Source organism: Pseudomonas sp. LS44 (assembly GCF_024730785.1).
Taxonomy (GTDB): domain Bacteria; phylum Pseudomonadota; class Gammaproteobacteria; order Pseudomonadales; family Pseudomonadaceae; genus Aquipseudomonas.
Window position 1 is genome coordinate 3,745,591 of record NZ_CP102830.1, and the last position, 21,218, is coordinate 3,766,808.

15 protein-coding genes are annotated in these 21,218 nt (G+C 64.9%); 9 read left to right on the forward strand and 6 right to left on the reverse strand.

The features are described 5' to 3' along the window. The first annotated feature begins 22 nt into the window (after positions 1-22). Positions 23-316, forward strand: a complete 294-nt coding sequence (locus tag NVV93_RS16795) for a hypothetical protein (protein ID WP_258251777.1) — start codon at positions 23-25, stop codon at positions 314-316. A gap of 151 nt (positions 317-467) precedes the next feature. Here the strand turns inward: NVV93_RS16795 and NVV93_RS16800 are convergent, their stop codons facing one another. Further along, positions 468-818: an endonuclease domain-containing protein gene (locus NVV93_RS16800; RefSeq protein WP_258251778.1), complete on the reverse strand. Its 351-nt coding sequence runs from the start codon at positions 816-818 to the stop codon at positions 468-470. Between the two features lie 220 nt (positions 819-1,038). Continuing rightward, on the reverse strand, positions 1,039-5,973 hold the full coding sequence (locus NVV93_RS16805) for an alpha-2-macroglobulin (protein WP_258251779.1): 4,935 nt from the start codon (positions 5,971-5,973) through the stop codon (positions 1,039-1,041). Positions 5,974-6,439: 466 nt separating this feature from the next. Here NVV93_RS16805 and NVV93_RS16810 point away from each other — a divergent pair, with 466 nt between their 5' ends. Next, entirely contained in the window at positions 6,440-7,786 is a 1,347-nt protein-coding gene (locus NVV93_RS16810) for an MATE family efflux transporter (RefSeq protein ID WP_258251780.1), read from the forward strand. Between the two features lie 174 nt (positions 7,787-7,960). Then, positions 7,961-8,422 (forward strand): DUF2214 family protein, encoded by a 462-nt coding sequence (locus tag NVV93_RS16815; RefSeq protein ID WP_258251781.1) that lies wholly within the window; start codon positions 7,961-7,963, stop codon positions 8,420-8,422. A 125-nt stretch (positions 8,423-8,547) separates the two neighbouring features. Here the strand turns inward: NVV93_RS16815 and speA are convergent, their stop codons facing one another. The 4 genes from speA to NVV93_RS16835 all read right to left on the reverse strand — a co-directional run bounded on the left by speA (position 8,548) and on the right by NVV93_RS16835 (position 12,915). Then, positions 8,548-10,461 (reverse strand): arginine decarboxylase, encoded by a 1,914-nt coding sequence (gene speA / locus NVV93_RS16820; RefSeq protein WP_258251782.1) that lies wholly within the window; start codon positions 10,459-10,461, stop codon positions 8,548-8,550. A gap of 129 nt (positions 10,462-10,590) precedes the next feature. Then, on the reverse strand, positions 10,591-10,962 hold the full coding sequence (locus NVV93_RS16825) for a translation initiation factor Sui1 (protein WP_258251783.1): 372 nt from the start codon (positions 10,960-10,962) through the stop codon (positions 10,591-10,593). A gap of 338 nt (positions 10,963-11,300) precedes the next feature. Continuing rightward, positions 11,301-11,843, reverse strand: coding sequence for an NUDIX hydrolase (locus NVV93_RS16830; RefSeq protein WP_258251784.1), 543 nt, complete (start codon positions 11,841-11,843; stop codon positions 11,301-11,303). 4 nt (positions 11,844-11,847) lie between these two features. Beyond that, positions 11,848-12,915, reverse strand: coding sequence for a DUF2333 family protein (locus NVV93_RS16835; RefSeq protein ID WP_258251785.1), 1,068 nt, complete (start codon positions 12,913-12,915; stop codon positions 11,848-11,850). 287 nt (positions 12,916-13,202) lie between these two features. Between NVV93_RS16835 and NVV93_RS16840 the strand changes: the two genes are divergently transcribed. The 6 genes from NVV93_RS16840 (at position 13,203) to accC (ending at position 21,140) form a co-directional block, all read left to right on the forward strand. Continuing rightward, complete coding sequence (locus tag NVV93_RS16840; RefSeq protein WP_258251786.1) at positions 13,203-14,819, forward strand: PleD family two-component system response regulator; 1,617 nt, start codon at positions 13,203-13,205, stop codon at positions 14,817-14,819. Between the two features lie 763 nt (positions 14,820-15,582). Continuing rightward, positions 15,583-16,881, forward strand: a complete 1,299-nt coding sequence (locus NVV93_RS16845) for a methyl-accepting chemotaxis protein (RefSeq protein ID WP_375162936.1) — start codon at positions 15,583-15,585, stop codon at positions 16,879-16,881. Positions 16,882-16,966: 85 nt separating this feature from the next. Then, positions 16,967-18,703, forward strand: a complete 1,737-nt coding sequence (locus NVV93_RS16850) for a protein-disulfide reductase DsbD (protein WP_258251788.1) — start codon at positions 16,967-16,969, stop codon at positions 18,701-18,703. 109 nt (positions 18,704-18,812) lie between these two features. Continuing rightward, a complete protein-coding gene (gene aroQ, locus NVV93_RS16855; protein WP_258251789.1) occupies positions 18,813-19,256 on the forward strand; it encodes a type II 3-dehydroquinate dehydratase in 444 nt (147 codons plus the stop codon). Positions 19,257-19,323: 67 nt separating this feature from the next. Then, complete coding sequence (accB, locus tag NVV93_RS16860) at positions 19,324-19,773, forward strand: acetyl-CoA carboxylase biotin carboxyl carrier protein (RefSeq protein WP_258251790.1); 450 nt, start codon at positions 19,324-19,326, stop codon at positions 19,771-19,773. A 17-nt stretch (positions 19,774-19,790) separates the two neighbouring features. Continuing rightward, a complete protein-coding gene (gene accC, locus NVV93_RS16865; protein ID WP_258251791.1) occupies positions 19,791-21,140 on the forward strand; it encodes an acetyl-CoA carboxylase biotin carboxylase subunit in 1,350 nt (449 codons plus the stop codon). Positions 21,141-21,218: the final 78 nt, after the last annotated feature.

Consider the following 21,218-nt stretch of genomic DNA (forward strand, 5'->3'; position numbering starts at 1 on the left):
GACGAATTTAAGGATAGAAACGATGCGCGCAGAAAGCTTTTTCGAATGGCTCGGCGAAACGCTGGGCGCGGTAATCCGCTTTATCGTCGAAGCGCTTTCCGGCTTCTTCGACCTGCTCGGCCGCGCTGGCGCCAACTTCACCGACGGCCTGTCGCGCTCCCTGGGCACGGACCCCACCTGGATCAACCTACTCGCCCTGATTCTCGGCCTGTTCATGCTGGTCAGCGCCATCCGCGCCTTCCTGCGCGGCTCAATCATCTGGGGGATTATCCTGCTGCTCGTGGCACTGTGGCTGTTGAGTTTGTTGATTGGGTGAAGCGCCCTCTCCCGTACACGGGAGAGGGCGCTGGAATGAAGTCCGCCGAAGATTTTTCCCAACACTTCATGAACTGCTTACTTCGCGGAAACGGAAAGAGTGAACCGCAGAAGGATTTATCCGACCCTTCTCGATCTGCTCCCTCTCCCATTCATGGGAGAGGGCTGGGGAGAGGGTCGACAGCCAGGCGTATCGCTTCAAGGACGGCTTCCGTTTCAGCCAGCATCTCATGATTCCAGAAACGCAGTACCCGAAAGCCGCGCTGCTGAAAATGGCGGTCTCGAACCCGATCCTGCTCCACCTGCTGCTGGTGCTTGCTGCCGTCCAGTTCGATGATCAGTCGGCACTCCAGACAAACGAAGTCGACGATGTACGGGCCCAACGGTTTCTGGCGCTTGAATTTCAAGCCGAGGAAGCGATGGCCACGCAGGTAATACCAGAGGCGCATTTCAGCCTCGGTCATTTCGCTACGCAGGCGTTTGGCGTTGTCTCGCAATGTCATGGATGGGCCTCCTTGCCCCGATAGTCTGCCTGCCCTCTCCCCCAGCCCCTCTCCCGTGAACGGGAGAGGGGCGTGAAATGAAGTCCGCAGGTGGATGTCCTAACGCGTCACGACTGCCTCTCTCCCAGAGACCGGATATTTCGACCCTCCTCGATCCGTCCCCTCTCCCATTCATGGGGGGACGCCTAGTCGAGAGGGCTGGGGAGAGGGTGCTCTGCAGCTAGTGCCCCTTCACCACCATTCGCTCAGGCGCATCCCCTAGCGCCTGCCATTGCGGCCGGTACATCGATTCCACCTGCGGCGGCGGCACGCGATAGATGCCCGGGGTCACCGCGCGGGCCAGGTAGAGCAGATGAGTGGTGCTATGGCCGCCCACGTCCAGGGCCGCGACGTAGCGGTCGCCACGGAACTCCTGATGTTTGGGCGAGGCGTTCTGCATCGCTTTCAGCCACTCCTTCACCGCGCCGCTGGCGTCTTGCAGGCTCGCCGCGCTGCTCGCCAGGTTCTGGTTTTCCAGCTCCAGGCCGGCCGGCAGCAGGTCGACCACCAGCGCATCCGGCACCCGTTGTTTGGCCTGGATAGCCAGATGCACGAGAACCAGCTCACCACTCTTCACGGCCTCCAAGTTCAGCGGTTCGCCATTCATGCCCAGGTAGTCGCGCTGGATCGACAGGTTCTCGCCGCCAGCACTCGGCGCGCTGCTCGGGTAGCCGGAAATCGTCAGCCGCTGGTACAGCGTTTCGCTGCCCAAATTGCGCACGCCGAGCGGTTCGTCGAGGGTCGCGCCTTCCAGCTTCAGGCCCGGCGCGGTGTTGCTGAGGGGGCAGGCTTGCCCGGCCACGCTCAACTCGGCGCTCCAGTCGCGTTCCGGCTTGCCGAGCAGGTCGCGACCGGCGAGAAAGAGCGCGTTGCGCTCCTGGGTCGACAGGTAGTCGCGGCTAGCCAACTCATCGGCCAGCTTGAACAGCCTTTCCTCACGGCTGACGGCGGCGAGATCATGCTCCTCGAGCAGGGCGAGAATCAGCGCCTGATCGCGCAGGGGACTGCCATAGTCGGACAACCACTGATCGTTCTCACGCTCCCGCGCCAGGCCGGCGGCCAACGCGTCGTCGGCGCGCGGCTGATCGCCCATCAGCTTGAGTGCCACCGCCAATTGCACCAGCGGCAGACCGGAACGCGCATCGGCGCGCCGCTCGTACAGGCTACGCAAGGCACCGAGCGGCGCCTGCTGGCTGCGCGCCAACACATAGCCAGCGTAGGCCTGCACGGCGAAGCGGCTGTGCGCGGCGTTATCGCTGTAGTCGATGTCGATCAGGTTGCGCTCCTGCAGATAGCGCAGCAGCCGTTGGTTGGCTTTCTTCAACGCCTCGGGCGGCACACCGAAGCCCTGTTCACGGGCACGCAGGAGGAAATCCGTGACATAGGCGGTCAGCCAGTATTCTTCCGCGCCGTCGGCATTCCACAGGGCGAAGCTGCCATTGTGCCGCTGCATGCCGAGCAGCCGTTCGATACCTATTTCAATCGCCTTACGCCGCTGTGCATCCGGTTCGCCGACCAGGCCGAGGCGTTGCAGGCTGGTCGCATCGGCATACAGCGAGGGATACAGGCCGCTGGTGGTCTGCTCGGCGCAGCCATACGGATAAGCCTTGAGCGCGCGGATCTGTTCGGCGAGGTTCAACGGCGGACGGCTGGACAGCTCCAGCAAGGCTTCGCGACCCGGCGCCTCGAAGGCACTCAAGGTGCCGCTCGGCAGGCTCCAGGGTTGATCCTTGAGCACCGCGCGGAAGCTCTTCACCAATGCCGGATAGGCCGGACGAATGCCCAGGGTCCACTCGCGGTTGTAGGCCGGCAGGGTTTCCCCCGGCAGCTGCAGGCCCTGCACCAGCACCTTGAGCTTGCCCTGGCCATAGCCGCCCAGCGCGCGCACCGGGATGCGCAGCGTGGTGCGCTGCCCCTTGGCGAGTTGCAGCGGCACACTTTGCCCGGCGTTGCTCTGGCTGAGATCCAGCTGGCCTTCGGTGCTCAATTGCACGTCGAGTTGCTGGGTTTGCTCGGTGAGGTTGCTGAGGTCCAGCGCCAGGGTGGTTTCGTCGCCCCCAGCGAGGAAGCGCGGGGTCGACAGCTCGGCAATCAGCGGCGCGGCGACCACCGTCTTGGCCTCGGCCACGCCGTAGCGCTCGTCACTCCAGGCCTGGGCCATCAGGCGCAGCTCGCCGTTGAAGTCGGGGATATTCAGCCTGACTTCGCCCTCGCCCTGCTCGTCCAGCTGCAGCGCCTGACTCTGCAGGGCGACAATCGTCACGCTGGTTTCCGGGCGCTTGCCACCGCCGGCCAGCGCCGCATCGCCGCCGAACGCCAGACTCGCCAAGCGCCCCTGCCCGGCTTCGATCAACTGGCCGTAGACATCCAGTTGATCGACGCCATACGCCTTGCGGCCGAACAGGCTGGCGAACGGATCGGGCGTCTTGTACTCAGTGATGTTTAGGATGCCGACATCCACCGCAGCGACCAGCACTTGCACCTGCTTGGCCGGGCTGCCGTCAGCATTCTTGGCTTGCACGCGCACGCTGAGCGGCTGATTCGGACGTATCTTCTCCGGCGCCAGCAGGCTCAGCGCCAGTTTGCGCGGCGCCCGTTCCAGCGGCAGATGCAGCAGGCCGACCGCGCGCTTGGGGGTGGCGTTGGCCTTGCGCTCGCCGGGGCGAATCACCAGCGCGCTGACATACAGGTCATGCCGCGCCCACTCCTTGGCGATCGGGATAGCGAAACTCTTGCCCTCGGCCGGTACCTCAATGGCTTGCCACCACAGCGGCCCGTCGCTGGATTCCACCAACAGATAACCGTTGCCGGCCGCCGGCGGGGTGATGGTCACCTGGGCGGTGTCGCCCTCGGCGTAGGCCGGCTTGTCGAGCGCCAGCTTGACCTGATCGGGCCGCACCGCGCCGCCCTCGGCGTTGTCCTGCCAGCGATAACCAGCCCAGAAGCGCAGGCTGCTGAGCATGCCGGTCTGCGGGTCTTCCACCTCGATGCGATACGGGCCCCACTCGACCGGAAAGCTGACCTTGGCGGTGCTGCCCTCGGCGACCGTGATGGCCTCCTCGCTGAGCTGGAGGAATTTCGCGTTGTAGTGGTAACTCCAGCCGTCGCTTTCCGAGTAATTCCAGTAGTAGTCACGGCGCTCGCGCACCAGCCGCACCTTGAGGTTGTCGGCGGCCAGTTTGTGACCGGCGGGGTCGGCGACCAGCAGTTCGAACTCGGCGAGGCCGTCGGCGTCGACGCTCTCGCCGTCGAACAAGCCGCGCACACCCGGCAAGCGCTCGGCCGGCCACACCGGCTGTACGATGCGCCGGGTGATCGGCCGACCGCCGGACTCCTGCAGGCTGGCCTGGAGGATCAGCTTGAGCGGCGACTTGGCCTCTTTCCAGCGACTCTCGACGTCCAAGCTGGCCTTGCCTTCGGCATCCAGGGTGGTTTCGTCGAGATCGAAATCCTGGCTCAACTCTTCTTCGGTCACCGAACCGAACTGATAGCCCGGCAGGCTTGGCACCGCCTCGCGCAGCGGGCGCACATAGAGCTGGCCGCTGAGGCGATTGCCGGCCGCCGGGGCGCCGTACAGGTAGCGGCCATTGACGCTGAACTGCGGGTTGTCGGTCGGCGCGAACGGCGTGTCGCGGCCCTTGAGTTCCAGGGCCAGGCGCTCGGGAAGGAAATCCTCGACGAGGAATTCATACAGCTGCGGCTTGCCGTCGCCGAGATCGAAGAGCAGCTGCCAGCGCCCGGTCGGCGCCTCGCCGGCCAGTTCCAACTGGTATTGGTAGAGGCCGTCCTCGCCCGCTTCCCAGACGAATTTTCGGCTGACCTGTTCGTCCGGGCGGCGCACTTCGACATTCACCGGCTGGGCCGGCACCGCGCGGCCGTCGGCATCGCGCAGCAGGGCGTTGAGCAGCACCGTCTCGCCGGGGCGATACAGGTCGCGCGGGCCGAACACGAAGAACTGCAACGGATGCGCCTGCGCCCCGGCGATATCGAACTCGGTGAGATCCAAGGCCGCCGCATTGAGGCGCAGCAGACTGGTCTGCTCGTCTTCGCGGGCCAGCAGCACTTCGGCTTTGGCCGGCAAGGCCAGCTCGGCGTGGCCGTCGCTGTCGGTCTTGCCCTCGCCGACCACCCGGCCTTCGCCATCGAGGATTTCCAGCTCGACCGCCGCGAGCGCCTTACCGCCTTCCAACGCCTGGGTGAACACGTCCAGACGATCGCGCGAGCGGTGCGCGGACAGGCCGATGTCGCTCAGGGTAAACAACGTCGCCGGCTGCGAGTAACCGTAGCTGCCGGCTTCGCGCATGACCGCCAGGTACACGCCGGGCTGCTTGAACGGCTCAAGGCCGGCGATCGGCAGCAGCAGGGTTTCCCGGGTGTTGCGTGCCGGTTTCAAGTCGAAGCGGCCGCCGTACACCAGGTCGGCCAAGGGCAGCAGCTCGCGCGCTTCCCAGTTGTCGAGGCTGGAGTTGCGCCCCCACTTGCTGAGGAACGCCGGCAGCGCTTCGGGCTTGATGCGGAAGAATTCGACGTTGACCTTGTCGACGTTCAGGGCAATCACCGGCAGGCCCTCGGCCAGGCGGGTCGGCAGCAGCGAGCCGCGACTGGCGAAGCCCACCGTGGCTTGCAGATCGCGGGTCTGCAGCTGGCTGATGAACTCCTTGGCCAGGGTCGCATCGTTAATGGCGCGCAGACCGGCATCGACGGTCAGCACCAGTTTGCGCTGCGGCTCGAGGTGACGCAGACGCAACTCCATGAGGTTGTCGGTCAGCTCCCAGGCACCGTCGACCTTGCCACTCTTGCTGTCTACCAGATGCAGCTTGTCGGCGAAGTTCTGCTCGGGATCGAGCGGCACCGAGACGCTCACCGACAGCACGCTGGCACCGTCGAGCTGGACTTCCGAGACGTCGATCACCTCCAGCTCGCGCCCGGCGTAGCGCTGCGCCAGAGCCTTGGCATCGACCGGTGCGTGCGGCGTGGCCTGCCCGCCAGCCGAGGTTGCGCCAACCGAGGTTGCGGCATCCGACGGCGCGGCGGTTTTCGGCGCCTCGGGGGTGGACGAATCGCAAGCGCTCACAAGGACGAGCGCAACGGCCAGCAACAATCCCTTGTACGGCATGACAAGCTCCCGGAATGGGTGGTGTGGAGGTTGGGAACTATAGCCGAGGGGGTTGGCGGGCGCCGTCTGGCAAAGCCCGTTAGCGCGATGCGTGGTGCAGACCGCTGGGCTGGAATGGTGTAGCCAGGATGCAATCCGTATATGGACTCCCCCCTCTCCCACTGGTGGGAGAGGGGCCGGGGGAGAGGGGAAAAGGCCGCTCGCCCTCTCCCTAACCCTCTCCCGTAAACGGGAGAGGGGACAAAAGCGCTAACCGATCAGCTCGTAGGATGTCCCTGTGCACATCCACCGCGCCGCTGGTGGAAAACGCTGCGCGGTTTTCCACCCTACCGAGCTCAGGAGTGCAGCGAACAGTCCGCCACGCCAGCCACATGTGTACTGCTGCGCGAGTACGCCCTACGCGTTTGCCTCATTTGGGGTCGTCACAGTCGCCCCGCTACACTGGCACCCTCGCCGGGAGTTGCGCATGTCCTCGATCCAAGACGCCTGGCGGCACCAGCCAACCCATCGCAAAGTGTGGGCGTTGGCGCTGCCGATGATTCTCTCCAATCTGTCGATTCCGCTGGTGTCGCTGGTCGACAGCGCGGTGGTCGGCCATCTGCCGCACGCCCATCAACTCGGCGCGGTGGCGGTCGGCGGCATGCTCTATACGCTGATCGCCGGCACGCTCGGCTTCCTGCGCATGGGCACCACCGGCTTCGCCGCACAGGCGGCCGGCCGCAAAGATGGCGGAGCTCTACGGCAGATTCTCCTGCAAGGCCTGCTGCTGGCGCTCGGCCTGGCCCTGCTGCTCGGCCTGCTGGCGGTGCCGTTCAGCGATTTCGCCCTGAGCCTGATGAACCCCTCGAGCCAACTCGACCAGCTGACGCGCGAGTTCTTCCATACCCGCCTGTTCGGTCTGCCGGCGACCCTGGCCAACTACGCGCTGATCGGCTGGTTCCTCGGCAACCAGAATGCCCGCGCACCACTGGCGATCATGCTGACCACCAATCTGCTGAATGCCGGGCTGTCGCTGTGGTTCGTCCTCGGCCTGGAGTGGGGCGTGCCCGGCGCGGCACGGGCCGCAGTGCTCGCCGAGTGGAGCGGTGCGCTGCTCGGCTTGGCCCTGAGTCGTGGCGCGCTGCGCCGCTATGCCGGCCGCCTGAACTGGCCGGCGCTGCACCAGTGGGCCAGTTGGCGCCCGCTGCTGGCGGTCAACCGCGACATCTTCATCCGCTCGCTGGCCCTGCAGGCGGTGTTCTTCCTGCTCACGGTGCAGGGCGCGCGCCTCGGCGATGCGACGGTGGCGGCCAACGCGCTGCTGCTCAATGGCTTGCTGATCATCTCCTATGCCCTGGACGGGCTGGCCCACGCCATGGAGGCGTTATGCGGCCACGCCATCGGCGCCCGCGACCGCCTGGCGCTGCGCCGCTCGCTGCTGGTCGCCGGGCTCTGGTCGCTGCTAGGCAGCCTCGGCTTTGCCCTGCTGTTCGGCTTGGGCGGGCGGCTGTTCATCGACCTGCAAAGCGATATCGCCGACGTGCGCCGGGTGGCCTACGTCTATCTGCCGTATCTGGCGGCATTGCCGCTGGTGGCGGTGTGGAGTTTTATGCTCGACGGGCTGTTCATCGGCGCCACCCGGGCCCGCGAGATGCGCGATGCGATGCTCATCGCCGTGGCGCTGGCCCTGCCGATTGGCTGGCTGCTGCAGGGTTTGGGCAATCATGGTCTGTGGCTGGCGTTTCTATGTTTTATGCTGATTCGCGGCCTCAGCCTGGGCAGCTTCGCCTGGCGCCTGAGTCGAGACGATGCCTGGTTCCCCCGGCCGCGCTAAAGGAGCGTCCGGGACAGACAGCCGATCATCAGCCTCGACATCACGCTAGCGACTTCCAGTGAAACCCAGAGCGACATGCTGGAATGCGCCGACCACGCGCGGTACCGTGCCAAGCAGCGGGGCCGCAACCGTGCGGCCCATGCCAGCGAACCAGAATGACAACAAGGAGCTTCCATGGGCCAAGCCATCACCGCCTATCTGCACTTCATTTCGATCTTCGTGCTGTTCGCGCTTCTGACCACCGAGCATGTGCTGTTCAAGACGGCACTGCAGGACGTGCAGCGCGCACGTAGCCTGATCCGCATCGATATCGCCTATGGCGCCACCGCCGGGGTGGTCTTGCTCACCGGGTTTGCGCGGGTGCTGTGGTACGCCAAGGGCGTCGATTATTACCTGCAGAACTACTTGTTCCACGCCAAGCTCGGGCTGTTCATTCTGGTCGGTCTGATCTCGATTCTGCCGACCTTCACCTTCCTCAACTGGCGCAATAGCCTGCTCGCCGGGCAACCGCCGGTGATCAGCGCCGGGCGCGCCAAACTGGTGATCATGACCATCCGCCTGGAGCTGTTGCTGCTGCTGATCATCCCGCTGCTGGCGGTGTTGATGACGCGCGGCTATGGAGTCATCGGCGGCTGAGATCCGTAGCCGGATGCAATCCGGGATACCGGCGACTCTGTGTCCCGGATTGCATCCGGGCTACGCCCTCAGGCCACGCATAAAAAAGCCCGCTCAATAGAGCGGGCTTTTTTTCGTGGCGCGACTCAGGACGACAGGTACGACGAGCGGGTCAGCCCCAGACGCAGGGCGTCGAGGAACTGGGTGCGCTCGCGGACGCTGATCTTGGCGCTGGCGACCTTGTCGCGGTAATGCGTCATCAGCTCCTCGGGCGACAGGTGCACGTAGCGCAGCATGTCCTCGATGGTGTCGTGGGTCTCGATGCCGGCGTGGTACACGCTGCCGTCCGGGTTCTGGTAGAGGTTCACCGAGTCGGTGTCGCCGAACAGGTTGTGCATGTCGCCGAGGATTTCCTGATAGGCGCCGACCAGGAATACGCCGAGCAGGTAATCCTCGCCCTCGCGCACTTCGTGCACCGGCAGGCTGGTCTCGATGCTCTGCTCGTCGACATACTGGCGAATCTTGCCGTCCGAGTCGCAGGTCAGGTCCTGCAGCACGGCGCGGCGCAGCGGCTCCTCGTCGAGGCGATTGAGCGGCAGGATCGGCAGGATCTGGCCGATCGCCCAGGTGTCCGGCAGGCTCTGGAACACCGAGAAGTTGCAGATGTACTTGTCGGCGAGCTTGTCGTTGAGCTCGTCGAGCACCGCGCGATGCGAACGCTGACGGGCCTTTAGCGAGGTATGCAGGCGCCGGCAGACGGCGAAGTAGCACTGCTCGGCGAGCGCCTTCTCGGTCAGGCTGAGCTTGCCGTCGGCGTACTGCGCAGCGACATCGCTCATGTAGTGGGTGGCCCGCCAGTAGGTCTCGGTGACCATCTCGATATCGGTCGGGCCGAGCAGCTCGGCGAGCCAGCGCACGGTTTCCGGCAGGCTCTCAAGGTTGTCGATCACCGGCGTCTCGTCGTTGTGCTTCTCGACGTCGGTGACCTGCACGATCAACACCGCGTGGTGGGCGGTCAGCGAGCGGCCACTCTCGGAGAAGATGTGTGGATGCGGCAGGCCCTGCGCGTCGCAAAACTCCTTGAGCATGCCGACCACTACGCCGGCGTAATCGTCCATGTCGTAGTTGATCGAGCTGGCGTTGCGTGAATGGGTGCCGTCGTAATCCACGCCCAGGCCGCCGCCGACGTCGATATGGTCGACCGGCAGGCCGAGGCCGCGCAGTTCGCCGTAGTAGCGGATGGCTTCCTTGAAACCGTGCTGGTAGTCGGCCAGGTTGGCGATCTGCGAGCCCATGTGAAAGTGCAGCAGGCGAATGCCCTGATCCAAGCCGGCGGCGCGGAAGCGCTCGACCACCGAGAGCAGCTGCGCGGCAGACAGGCCGAACTTGGACTTCTCGCCGCCGGTGTCGGCCCACTTGCTCGAGGCCAGCGAGGACAAGCGCACGCGCAGGCCGATCTGCGGGGCGACCTTGAGCTCGGCCGCCTCCTCGATCACCAGCTGCACCTCGGACTCTTTCTCGATGACGATGAACACGTTGTGGCCGAGCTTCTGGCCCATCAGCGCCAGCTTGATGAACTCGCGGTCCTTGTAGCCGTTGCAGACGATGGTGCCGCCCTTCGGCGCCAGCGCCAGCACGGCCATCAGTTCGGGCTTGGAGCCGGCTTCGAGGCCGATCGAGACGTCCTGGGTGGCGATGATGTTTTCCACCACCGCTTCCTGCTGGTTGACCTTGATCGGGTACAGCGCGGTGTAGCGGCTCTGGTATTCGAGGCGCTCGATGTTGGCGTCGAAGGCGCCGGTCAGTTTGCGCACGCGGTCCTGCAGGATGTCCGGGAAGCGCACCAGCAGCGGCAGCGACAGGCCGCTCTGGCGCAGTTCATCGACTTGCGCGAACAGGTCGATCGGCGCGCTGGCCGGACCGTTCGGGCGGACCTCGACGCGACCGCTGTCGCTGATCGCGAAATAGCCGGCGCCCCAGTGGCGGATGCCGTAGACGCTGCGGCTGTCCGCGACTGTCCATTGGCTGCCGTCATCTTTGCGTGTGCGTCGTACGGACATTGAGTACCCCTGTCGAAAAATAAAATGGCGCCGCCTGCATGGGCAGAGTGACCGACGCAAATGACAATCGCTGGGGAGTCGACCCCAACGCTGCAACGAAGTTTAGAAGGGCGAGCGCAACCGGCCTGTTCAGCCGCCGGATTTCTTGGCTTTGAAGCCGCGTTTGATCAGCTCGGCTAGCAACAGCTCGACATGGTCGCCTTGAATCTCAATCACTCCGTCCTTCAGCGAACCACCGCAGCCGCAGCGCTTTTTCAGCGCGCTGGCGAGATCTTTGAGCGGTTCCTCGGCGAGTGGCACGCCGCTGACGGTGGTCACCGTCTTGCCGCCGCGACCTTTGGTCTCGCGGCGCACACGAGCGATGCCGTCGCCTTCGGGAAGCAGATTCTGTTTGCAGATGCAGGCGTCCACCGGCTGGCCGCAGTCGGGGCAATGCCGACCGCTATCGGTGGAATAGACGAGTCCGCCAAGGGCGGAAAACGACGCAGCTTTCTTGACCACCGGCTTTTCCTCTTAGGCTGGTCAGGATAGCGACTGGCCGGCGCTTGCCGACCGCGAAACCCCACTCTGGCAGGGGCAGCGCATGCCACGCCGGGGAAGGCGCGGGGCGCGCAGTGTAACGGCAAAGGCCCCGCCTGCTAAGTGCACAATTGCGCCATTAATCGGCGGATTGGCGACGCCGTTCGGCATGTTGCACGACGCTGATGGGAAATCCTGCACAACCGCAGGTTGGGGGTAGGTTGGGCTGAGCGCAGCGATGCCCAACGCGGGTGTCTAGTGGAGCGGCGTTGCGTGCACTGCCACCCGTTGGGCATCGGCGCTGCGCGTCTCAGCCCAACCTACGGGGTGCGGGTTGCCGCCAGATAACGCTGCAGCGCCGCCAGGGAATCCGGGCAATAGGGTCTGCACTGGGTGTCGGCGAGGGCTGCGTCGAGGGTCATGAAGCGCGCTTCGAGTACTTCTTCGGGTTGTAGAATCAACGGCGCATCGGACACCGCCGAGTAGGCGGTGCACCACAGGCGGCTCTCCGGCGCGTCATAGAGAAAGTGCGCGTGCTCGACCAGTTCGACGCCGGCGATGCCGAGCTCCTCGGCCAGCTCACGTTCAGCCGACTCGGCGTAGCTCTCACCCTCCAGGACCATGCCACCGGCCGCGACATCCCAGTAACCGGGATACAGCGCCTTGCTTAGCATGCGTCGGTGCACGCACAACTCGCCGGCGCTATTGAACAGCAGGATGTAAGTGCCGCGCCCGATCAGGCGCTGGGCGCGTAGCTCGGCGCGCGATACGCCGCCCAAGGGGCGGTCGTGTTCGTCGACCCAGGCCACCCGTTCGGCATCCGAGGCGGCGCGATGAGCCGCCTCGTTCGGCGCGTGGGCCATCGCCTCAGCCCTGGCTGAGCAGCTGGCGCAGGTCGATCACCGCGGCGTTGGCGCGCGAGATGTAGTTGGCCATCACCAGCGAGTGGTTGGCGAGCAGGCCATAGCCGCTGCCATTCAGGACCATCGGACTCCACAGCGGCTCCTGCGCGGCTTCCAGTTCGCGGATGATCTGCCGCACGCTGACCGTGGCGTTCTTCTTGGCCAGCACGTCGGCGAAGTCCACCTCGATGGCGCGCAGGATGTGCGACAAGGCCCAGGCCTGGCCGCGTGCCTCGTAGAACACGTTGTCGATCTGCAGCCACGGAGTGGCGACGCGTTGCTCGCTGACCTGCGGCACTTCGCCCGGAGCCAGGTTGGTGCCGCTGTTCACGTCGGTATCCAGACGCACCCGGCCGACGCTGGCCGACAAGCGTTGTGATAACGAACCCAGGCGAGTGGCGACGTCGCCGAGCCAGTTGTTGAGGTTATCGGCGCGCGAATAGAACTGCGCATTGTGCTGGGCGGGGTCACTGAGGCGGACCAGAAAGCGATCCAGCGAACGCACGCCCTCGCGGTACTCCGACTCGGAGGCTGGCAGTGCCCAACTTTTATAGTCGAAGTTGAAGCGCGGCTCGGCTTTGGCGAGGTCGGCGTCTTCGGTGGACTGCGATTGCGAGCGGGCGAAGTCCTTGCGCAGCGCACGGGTAAGATCGCGCACCTGCACCAATACGCCGTATTCCCAGCTGGGCATGTTGTCCAGCCACAGACCGGGCGGCGCCAAATCGTTGGACAGGTAGCCGCCGGACTTGTCGAGCAAGGTGCTGGCGACTTCCTTGAGGGTTTCCACGGTGAGGTAGCCAGTCACCAGTTGCCGCTGCGCCTGTTCGGCAGCGACTTTGCTGTGCTGCACCACCGGGAAGAGATCCGGCTCCTGACTCCAGTACCAGCCGACCACCAGGGTTGCCAGCAGGTACAGACCAATCAGCACGCCCAGGGCTCGACTCCACAGCCCGCCAAAATAGCTGCGGGCGCCTTCGACGCCATCGGCCGTACGCTCGCGAGCGCTGCTTGCGCGGTTCTTCCAATCCAACATGGCAGTTGTCCTTAAGAAAGCGAATTCAAAGTTCTGACCGCGGGCTCGCCGTGGGGTGCCGTGCGGTCTGGGCACTATCGGTCGACGCGGTAGATCAGGCCACTATAAGACAAGCCAGCGAGGATACGCAGCGCGGCCCGGCAAACTTTGGGCGGGGAACATGGTCGGAAGATTAATCAGTCAACGACCTGACGCCAGGTTATTAGCGGTACTATCGTACTGATTGGAGACCAGTGATATCATCAGGCCACCACGCAGCTCGTACGTCTCTGCATAAGAAGTCAGCCATGACCGAGCCAGAAGATCTCAGCCACGACCGCCTTAAACACCATTTCGCCCAACGCGTGATCCACCAGGCGCGGCAAGTGCTGGAAGTCTGGCAGCGCTTGCAGCAGCGTGAGTGGAACAGCGCTGACATGGCCGAGTTGCACGAGGCCAATCTGCGTCTGCTGCGCTATGCCGGACGCTTCGAGCAGGCCGAACATGCGCGCCTGGCCAGCGATATTGACCGCAGTCTGCAGGCGGTGCTGGCTAACAACAGCCGCCTCAGCAGCCACCTGATCAGCGAGCTGAGCCAGGTCATGCAGCGTTTGTCACGCACCGGCCTGCGCCATGGCGATCAACTCGAACAAACCTTTCTGCCACCGCTGCGCAAGCCGGTGTACCTGGCATTGCTGGATCACGAGCGCGCCGAACGCCTGACCCGACAAATGGAGTCCTTCGGCGTGATCGCCCAGCCATTGGCCAACGCCGCGGCCTTTCAGGCGGCATTGGCCGAGCGCCTGCCCGCCGCGGTGGTCATGGACGTCGACTTTTCCGGGCCCGACTGCGGCCTAAAACTCGCCGAAACGCTGCAGCAAAGCCTGGAACACAAGCTGCCACTGCTGTTTTACAGTCAGGAAGAAGCCGACACGCCGACCCGTCTGGCCGCCGTGCGCGCCGGCGCCAAGGAGTTCTACAGCGGCAATCTGGACGCATCGAGCCTGATCGAGCGCATCGAAGTCCTCACCCATGTCGCCCAGTACGACCCTTACCGCGTGCTGGTCATCGACGACTCGCGCGCCCAGGCGACGCACACCGAGCGCGTGTTGAACAGCGCCGGGATCATCACCCGCAGCCTTACCGGGCCGATCCGGGCGATGGACGAACTGGCCGAATTCCAGCCCGACCTGATCATCCTCGACATGTACATGCCCGATTGCAGCGGCACCGAGCTGGCCAAGGTGATCCGCCAGCATGAGCGCTATGTCAGCGTGCCGATCATCTATCTGTCCGCTGAGGATGATCTGAGCAAGCAGCTCGACGCGATGAGCGAGGCCGGCGACGACTTCCTCACCAAGCCGATCAAGCCGCGGCACCTGATCGCTACCGTGCGCACTCGTGCCGCCCGCGCGCGCAGCCTCAAGGCGCGCATGGTGCGCGACAGCCTGACCGGCCTGTACAACCACACGCACACCCTGCAATTGCTCGAGGACGCCACCTCGCGGTCGCGCCGCGATGGCAAGCCACTGTCCTTCGCGATGCTCGATATCGACCATTTCAAGAAGGTCAACGACAGCTACGGCCACCCGATGGGCGATCGGGTGATCAAGAGCCTGGCGCTGTTTCTCAAGCAGCGCCTGCGCAAGACCGATCAGATCGGGCGCTACGGTGGCGAGGAGTTCGCCGTGGTGTTGCCCGATACCGATGCAACCGGCGCGGCCCGCCTGCTCGATGAGATTCGCCGACGCTTCGCGGAAATCCATTACCCCGCGCACCCGGCGGACTTGAGTTGCACGTTTAGCTGCGGCATCGCCGAGCGGGTCGACGGCGTCGACGGTGCGGCCCTGGCCAAGCGTGCCGACGAAGCGCTCTACGCCGCCAAACATGGCGGGCGTAACCGGGTGAACGTCCATCAGGACTGAGCCGCACACCCACTGACCGTGACGCCGCTTCCGGCGTCACGAATCTGCAACAAAACCGCAATAAGATCATGGACTTATCGTTTAGTCGTCGATGAAGCCCATGCGCCTGAAAGCCCTTACCAATCTCAATACCCTGCTGTTGCTCGGTGTCTGCCTGGCCCTCGGCGCGACACTCTGGTGGTCGCAGCGCGCCCTCGAGCGGCCCTATCAGCTGATGGCGCAATACCTGACCCTGTCGCAGCAGTTTCAGCGCCAGGTCGCCGACAACGTGGGCGCCTATCTGGCCAGCGGCGATGCCCTGCGCCACAGCACCGCCAGTCAGGCGCTGGAGGAGTTGGCCGCGCAGCTCGATCAACTGCCGACAACCCTGGCCAGCCCCCTGCGACCCAGCCTCGAGGACCTGCGCCAATTCGCCAGCACCGAGTTGCTCGCCGCCGGCAAACTCGCAGGCGACCCGCAGGGCCTGCTGGTCCAAGCCGAGCGCGACCTCGCCGGCACCCTCGAACAGCTCAGCGCGTACGCCGACGCCAGCACCGGCACCGCGGCCGGCGATTATCGCCCGCCCTTGCTGCGCGCCGCCCAGCACCTGCTACGCCTCAGTCACGCGCGCGACAAACTGGTTAGCAGTGGGCGCGCCGAGCTCATGGCCGAACTCGATCGCGAATTAGCCGCCCTCACCCGGCAAACTGCCAGCCTGGATGCCCTGCCGCTGCTCGGTCTGACCAATGAAGCCAGCTCCGGCGCCGACGACTTCGCCGCCCAGATGGGCCTGGCCGCAGCCGCTGAAGAGCAACGCGAGGACCGCGGCATCGCCCTCAAGCGCGAGCTGGCCAGCCTGCTCAAACGCTACCCGGCCGAACTCGCACGGACCCGCGAGCTGATCCTGCGGCGCAGCCAGTTGGCCGCTAGCACCGAGGCCAAAGTCGACGCCCTGCAACAGGCGCTGCTCGCCAGCGAGCCGACCGTGCGCGCCGAACACGCGCGCATCCAGCGCGAGGTGCAGCTGCTCCAGGGCCTGATCATCGGCCTGATCCTGTTGATCGCGCTGACCATCGACCGCATCCAACGGCGGCTCGCACGAGTCCTCAGGCAACTGGTGCCGGCGCTGTCGGCCTGGGCCGCCGGCGATTTCGCCGCGCCAATCCACTTGCCGACCCGTACCCGCGAGTTGCGCGACATCGAAGCATCGCTCAACCGCCTGCGCCTGTACCTGGTCGAACTGGTCGGCACCTTGCGCGGGCATGCCGAGCAAGTCGCCGGCAGCAGCCGCAGCCTGGCTGATCTGAGCGGCGGCCTACACAGCGGCGCCCAGCGTCAGGCCGGCGGCACGGCGCAGATCCGCGACGCGCTGGGCGAACTGGAAGCGACCATCCAGCAAGTCGCCGGCAACGCCAGCCACGCCGCCGCGGCCAGTCGCGATGCCGACCTCGCCCTGGAAAAGGGCCAGCAGGTGATAGGCCAAAGCCTCGGCGGCCTGCATGCGCTAGTCGGTGAAGTACAAGGCAACGCCCAGGCCATCGAACGTCTAGCGACGGAGACGGAAACCATCGACCAGGTGTTGACGGTGATCCGCAGCATCGCCGAACAGACCAACCTGCTGGCCCTCAACGCGGCCATTGAGGCGGCGCGTGCCGGCGAAACGGGCCGCGGTTTTGCGGTGGTCGCCGAAGAGGTGCGCTCGCTGGCGCAGCGCACCAGCGGCGCCACCGGCGAAATCCAGCAGCTGATCGGGCGCCTGCAACAAGCAGCCACACAATCGTTGAACGCCATGCGCAGCCAGGTCGAGCATGCCGAGTCGAGCACTCGCCAGGCTCAGGCGGCCGACGGCGCGCTGGACGAAATCATCGCGGCGATCCGCACCATCGCCAGCATGGCCGAACTGATCGCCGCCGCCACCGCCCAGCAAACTGGCGCGGTCAGCGAGATTCGCGACCATAGCGAGCGCATCCACCTGCTCGGCGACGACAACCTGCAACGGATTGGCCAGAGCCGCCAGCAAGGCGACCACCTACTGCAACTGGGCGAGCAATTGCACCACGCGGTGCAGGCGTTCCGCGTCTAGCCTCCGGTCCATGCGCTGAATCGTCGCCGGCATAGCGGGCGACGAGTTGGTTATGATGCACAGGTCCACGCCTATCGAGTCCGTCATGCGTCGTCTGCTGCCCCTTCTGCTGCTCCTGCTCGCCCTACCCGCCGCCGCCGGCCTGTTCGACAAGCGTCCCAACCCGGAGCTGGGCGGGCAACTGAACAACAGCGCCGATTTCTTGCCGGTGCGCGAGGCGTTTCGCCTGAGCCTGGTGCAGAGCACACCACAGTCGCTGAAGCTGCGCTTTGTCGCCGCCGAGGGCTACTACCTGTATCGCCACCGCTTCCAGTTCCGCGTCGAGCCTACCGATCTGGCGGGCGGCGCGGTGCAGCTGCCGCCGGGCGAAGCCAAGCACGATCAGTATTTCGGCGACGTCGAGGTCTATCACGGTGTGCTGGATATCGATGTGCCGCTGAACAATCCCTACAACCTGCCGATCAACCTGCAGGTGACCTACCAGGGCTGCGCCGACAAAGGCCTCTGCTATCCGCCGGAAACCGAGCGTCTGGATATCGGCGCACCGCCCAGTCCGGCTGGCCCGAGCAGCACAGAGGAAGGCACCTGGACCTGGCATGCGCTGGCACTGTTCTTTCTCGCCGGCCTGGGCCTGACGTTCACTCCGTGCGTGCTGCCGATGCTGCCGATCCTGTCTGGCGTGGTGTTACGCGGGCAGGTTGGCGGACTGCGCGGCTTGAGCCTGTCGCTCGCCTATGTGCTGCCGATGGCCGCCTGCTTCGCTCTGCTCGGGGCGCTGATGGGCGTGTTCGGCGCCGAGCTGAATCTGCAGGCACGCCTGCAATCACCGTGGGTACTGGTGCCGTTCGCGGCCTTCTTCGTGGTGTTTGCCCTGGCCATGTTCGGCGTCTTCGAGCTGCGCCTGCCGCGCCTGATCAGCGAGCCACTCGACCGCCTGGCCGGCAACGCGCGCGGCGGTTCGCTCTGGGGTGCAGCGCTGCTCGGCGTGCTCTCCAGCCTGCTGGTCTCGCCCTGCGTCTCGGCGCCGCTGGCGGGTGCCCTGCTCTACATCGGCGCCAGCGGTGATGCGCTGGGTGGCGGCCTCAAGCTGTTCGCCCTGGGCCTTGGCATGGGTGCGCCACTGGTGCTGTTCGCCACCGGCGGCGGCGCCTTGCTGCCGAAATCCGGCAACTGGCTGCTGACCGTGCGCAACACCTTCGGCGTCTTGCTGCTGGCGGTCGCGGTGTGGCTGCTCGAGCGGGTACTGCCCGGCCCGCTGGCCTTGGCGCTGTGGGCGACGCTGGCTGCCGGCAGCGGCTATTTCCTCGCCCGCCGCGGTCGCCTGCGTTTGGGCCTCGGCCGGCATGTCAGCCTGCTCGCCGCCGCGCTGCTGCTTAGTTATGCGGTGAGCGCGGCGGTCGGCGCGGTGCGCGGCGGCTCCGATCCGCTGCGCCCATGGAGCGGCGCCCTGGCCACCGGCGAATGGGTGACTCTGGACAGCGCCAGTGAGCTGGACAGCGCCCTGGCGCGGGCCAAGGCTGCCGGCCAGCCGCTGCTGCTCGACTGGTACGCCGACTGGTGCATCAGCTGCAAGGTCATCGAACGCGAAGTGTTCGGCACCGAGCAAATCAAGGCGCAACTCACCGGCTATCGCTTGATCCGTTTCGACATCACCGCCAGCACCGCCGAACAACGCGCCGTGCTCGACCGTTACAAACTGTTCGGTCCACCGGCGGTCTTGTTGTTCGACGAAAAGGGTGACGAGCGCAGTGATTTGCGTGTCGTAGGTGAGATCGATGCAGCGGCGTTCAGTGCACGCCTACAGAAAGCCGCCGATCGGTAACCGTTTTGCGATAAACATCTGCCATCGTGCCGGCAACTGCCGGCAACTGGACAGCGCTTGCTAGTCTCCGGCATAGTCCGCTGCAGCTCGCCCGATAAGGAAATAACTCATGGCCACGCTTTTGGTCCTGCATGGGCCCAATCTCAATTTGCTCGGCACCCGCGAACCGGGCGTCTACGGCGCTGTTACGCTCGAGCAAATCAACCAGGATCTGGAGCGCCGTGCTCGCGAAGCCGGCCATCATCTGCTCTATCTACAGAGCAACGCCGAGTACGAACTGATCGAGCGAATTCACGCCGCCAGGACCGAAGGTGTCGACTTTATCCTGATAAATCCCGCCGCTTTCACGCATACCAGCGTCGCATTACGTGACGCGTTGCTGGCGGTGAGCATCCCATTCATCGAAGTGCACCTGTCCAACGTGCACAAGCGCGAACCTTTCCGCCATCACTCCTACTTCTCCGACGTTGCGGTGGGAGTGATCTGCGGCCTTGGCGCCAGTGGTTATCGACTGGCCCTGGAGGCCGCCCTGGAACAACTGGGCGTCGCGTGAAAACAGATCAGCGTTTTCCAATGACGCCGCTAACACCCCCTGAACCGAGCTTGGGAGTTGATGCTTGATGGATATTCGTAAAGTCAAAAAACTGATCGAACTGCTGGAAGAGTCCGGTATCGATGAACTGGAAATTCGCGAAGGCGAAGAGTCCGTGCGCATCAGCCGCCACGGCAAGCAGCAGTTCGCACCGCAACCGGTGTATGCCGCCGCACCGGCTCCGGTCGCCGCTCCGACTGCCGCACCGACAGAGTCCGCTGCTCCGGCGGCGGCCAAGCTGAACGGCAACGTGGTGCGTTCGCCGATGGTCGGTACCTTCTACCGCGCCGCCTCGCCGACCTCGGGCAACTTCGTCGAAGTAGGCCAGAGCGTGAAGAAAGGCGACATTCTGTGCATCGTCGAAGCCATGAAGATGATGAACCACATCGAAGCCGAAGCCAGCGGTGTCATCGAATCAGTTCTGGTGGAAAATGGTCAGCCGGTTGAATACGACCAGCCGATGTTCACCATCGTTTGATGCGCGGAGAGCCTGCGATGTTGGAAAAAGTACTGATCGCCAACCGCGGTGAGATCGCCCTGCGTATCCTGCGTGCCTGCAAGGAACTGGGCATCAAGACCGTGGCGGTGTACTCCACGGCCGACCGCGAACTCATGCACCTGGGCCTCGCCGACGAGACTGTGTGCATCGGCCCGGCGCCGGGAGCGCAGTCCTACCTGCACATTCCGGCGATCATCGCCGCCGCCGAAGTAACCGGCGCCACAGCGATTCACCCGGGTTACGGCTTCCTTGCCGAGAACGCCGATTTCGCCGAACAGGTGGAAAACTCCGGCTTCGCCTTCATCGGCCCGAAAGCCGAGACCATTCGCCTGATGGGCGACAAGGTGTCAGCCAAGGACGCCATGAAGAAAGCCGGCGTGCCGACCGTACCGGGCTCCGATGGGCCGCTGCCGGAAGACGAAGAGACTGCGCTGGCGATTGGCCGTGAAGTCGGCTATCCGGTGATCATCAAAGCCGCTGGCGGCGGCGGCGGTCGCGGCATGCGCGTGGTGCATGCCGAGGAAGACTTGATCAAGTCGGCCAAGCTGACCCGCACCGAAGCCGGCGCGGCGTTTGGCAACCCGATGGTCTACCTGGAGAAGTTCCTCACCAACCCACGTCACGTGGAAGTGCAGGTACTGTCCGACGGCCAGGGCAACGCCATCCATCTCGGTGATCGCGACTGCTCGCTGCAACGTCGCCACCAGAAGGTCTTGGAAGAAGCGCCAGCACCGGGCATCGATGAAGGCGCCCGTCAGGAAGTCTTCGCTCGCTGCGTTAAAGCCTGCATCGATATCGGCTACCGCGGCGCCGGCACCTTCGAATTCCTCTATGAGAACGGTCACTTCTACTTCATCGAGATGAACACCCGCGTGCAGGTGGAGCATCCGGTATCGGAGATGGTTACCGGGATCGACATCGTCAAGGAAATGCTCAGCATCGCCGCCGGCAACAAGCTGTCGATCAAGCAGGAAGACGTGGTGATTCGTGGTCACGCGCTGGAATGCCGGATCAACGCGGAAGACCCTTCGACCTTCATGCCGTGCCCCGGCAAGGTCAAACACTTCCACGCCCCGGGCGGCAATGGCGTACGCGTCGACTCGCACCTGTACAGCGGTTACAGCGTACCGCCGAACTACGACTCGCTGATCGGCAAGCTGATCACCTACGGCGCCACCCGCGACGAAGCCATGGCGCGCATGCGCAATGCTCTGGACGAGATCGTGGTCGACGGGATCAAGACCAACATCCCGCTGCATCGCGACCTGGTTCGTGACCAGGGCTTCTGCAAAGGCGGCGTGAATATCCATTACCTGGAAAAGAAACTGGGTATGGATAAGCACTAAGCCGCTATCGCGCGTTACCCCACGGGCTGCCTTCGGGCGGCCCGTGTGCTTTGTGCCGGCCCAGCGGTAGCCGCTCCG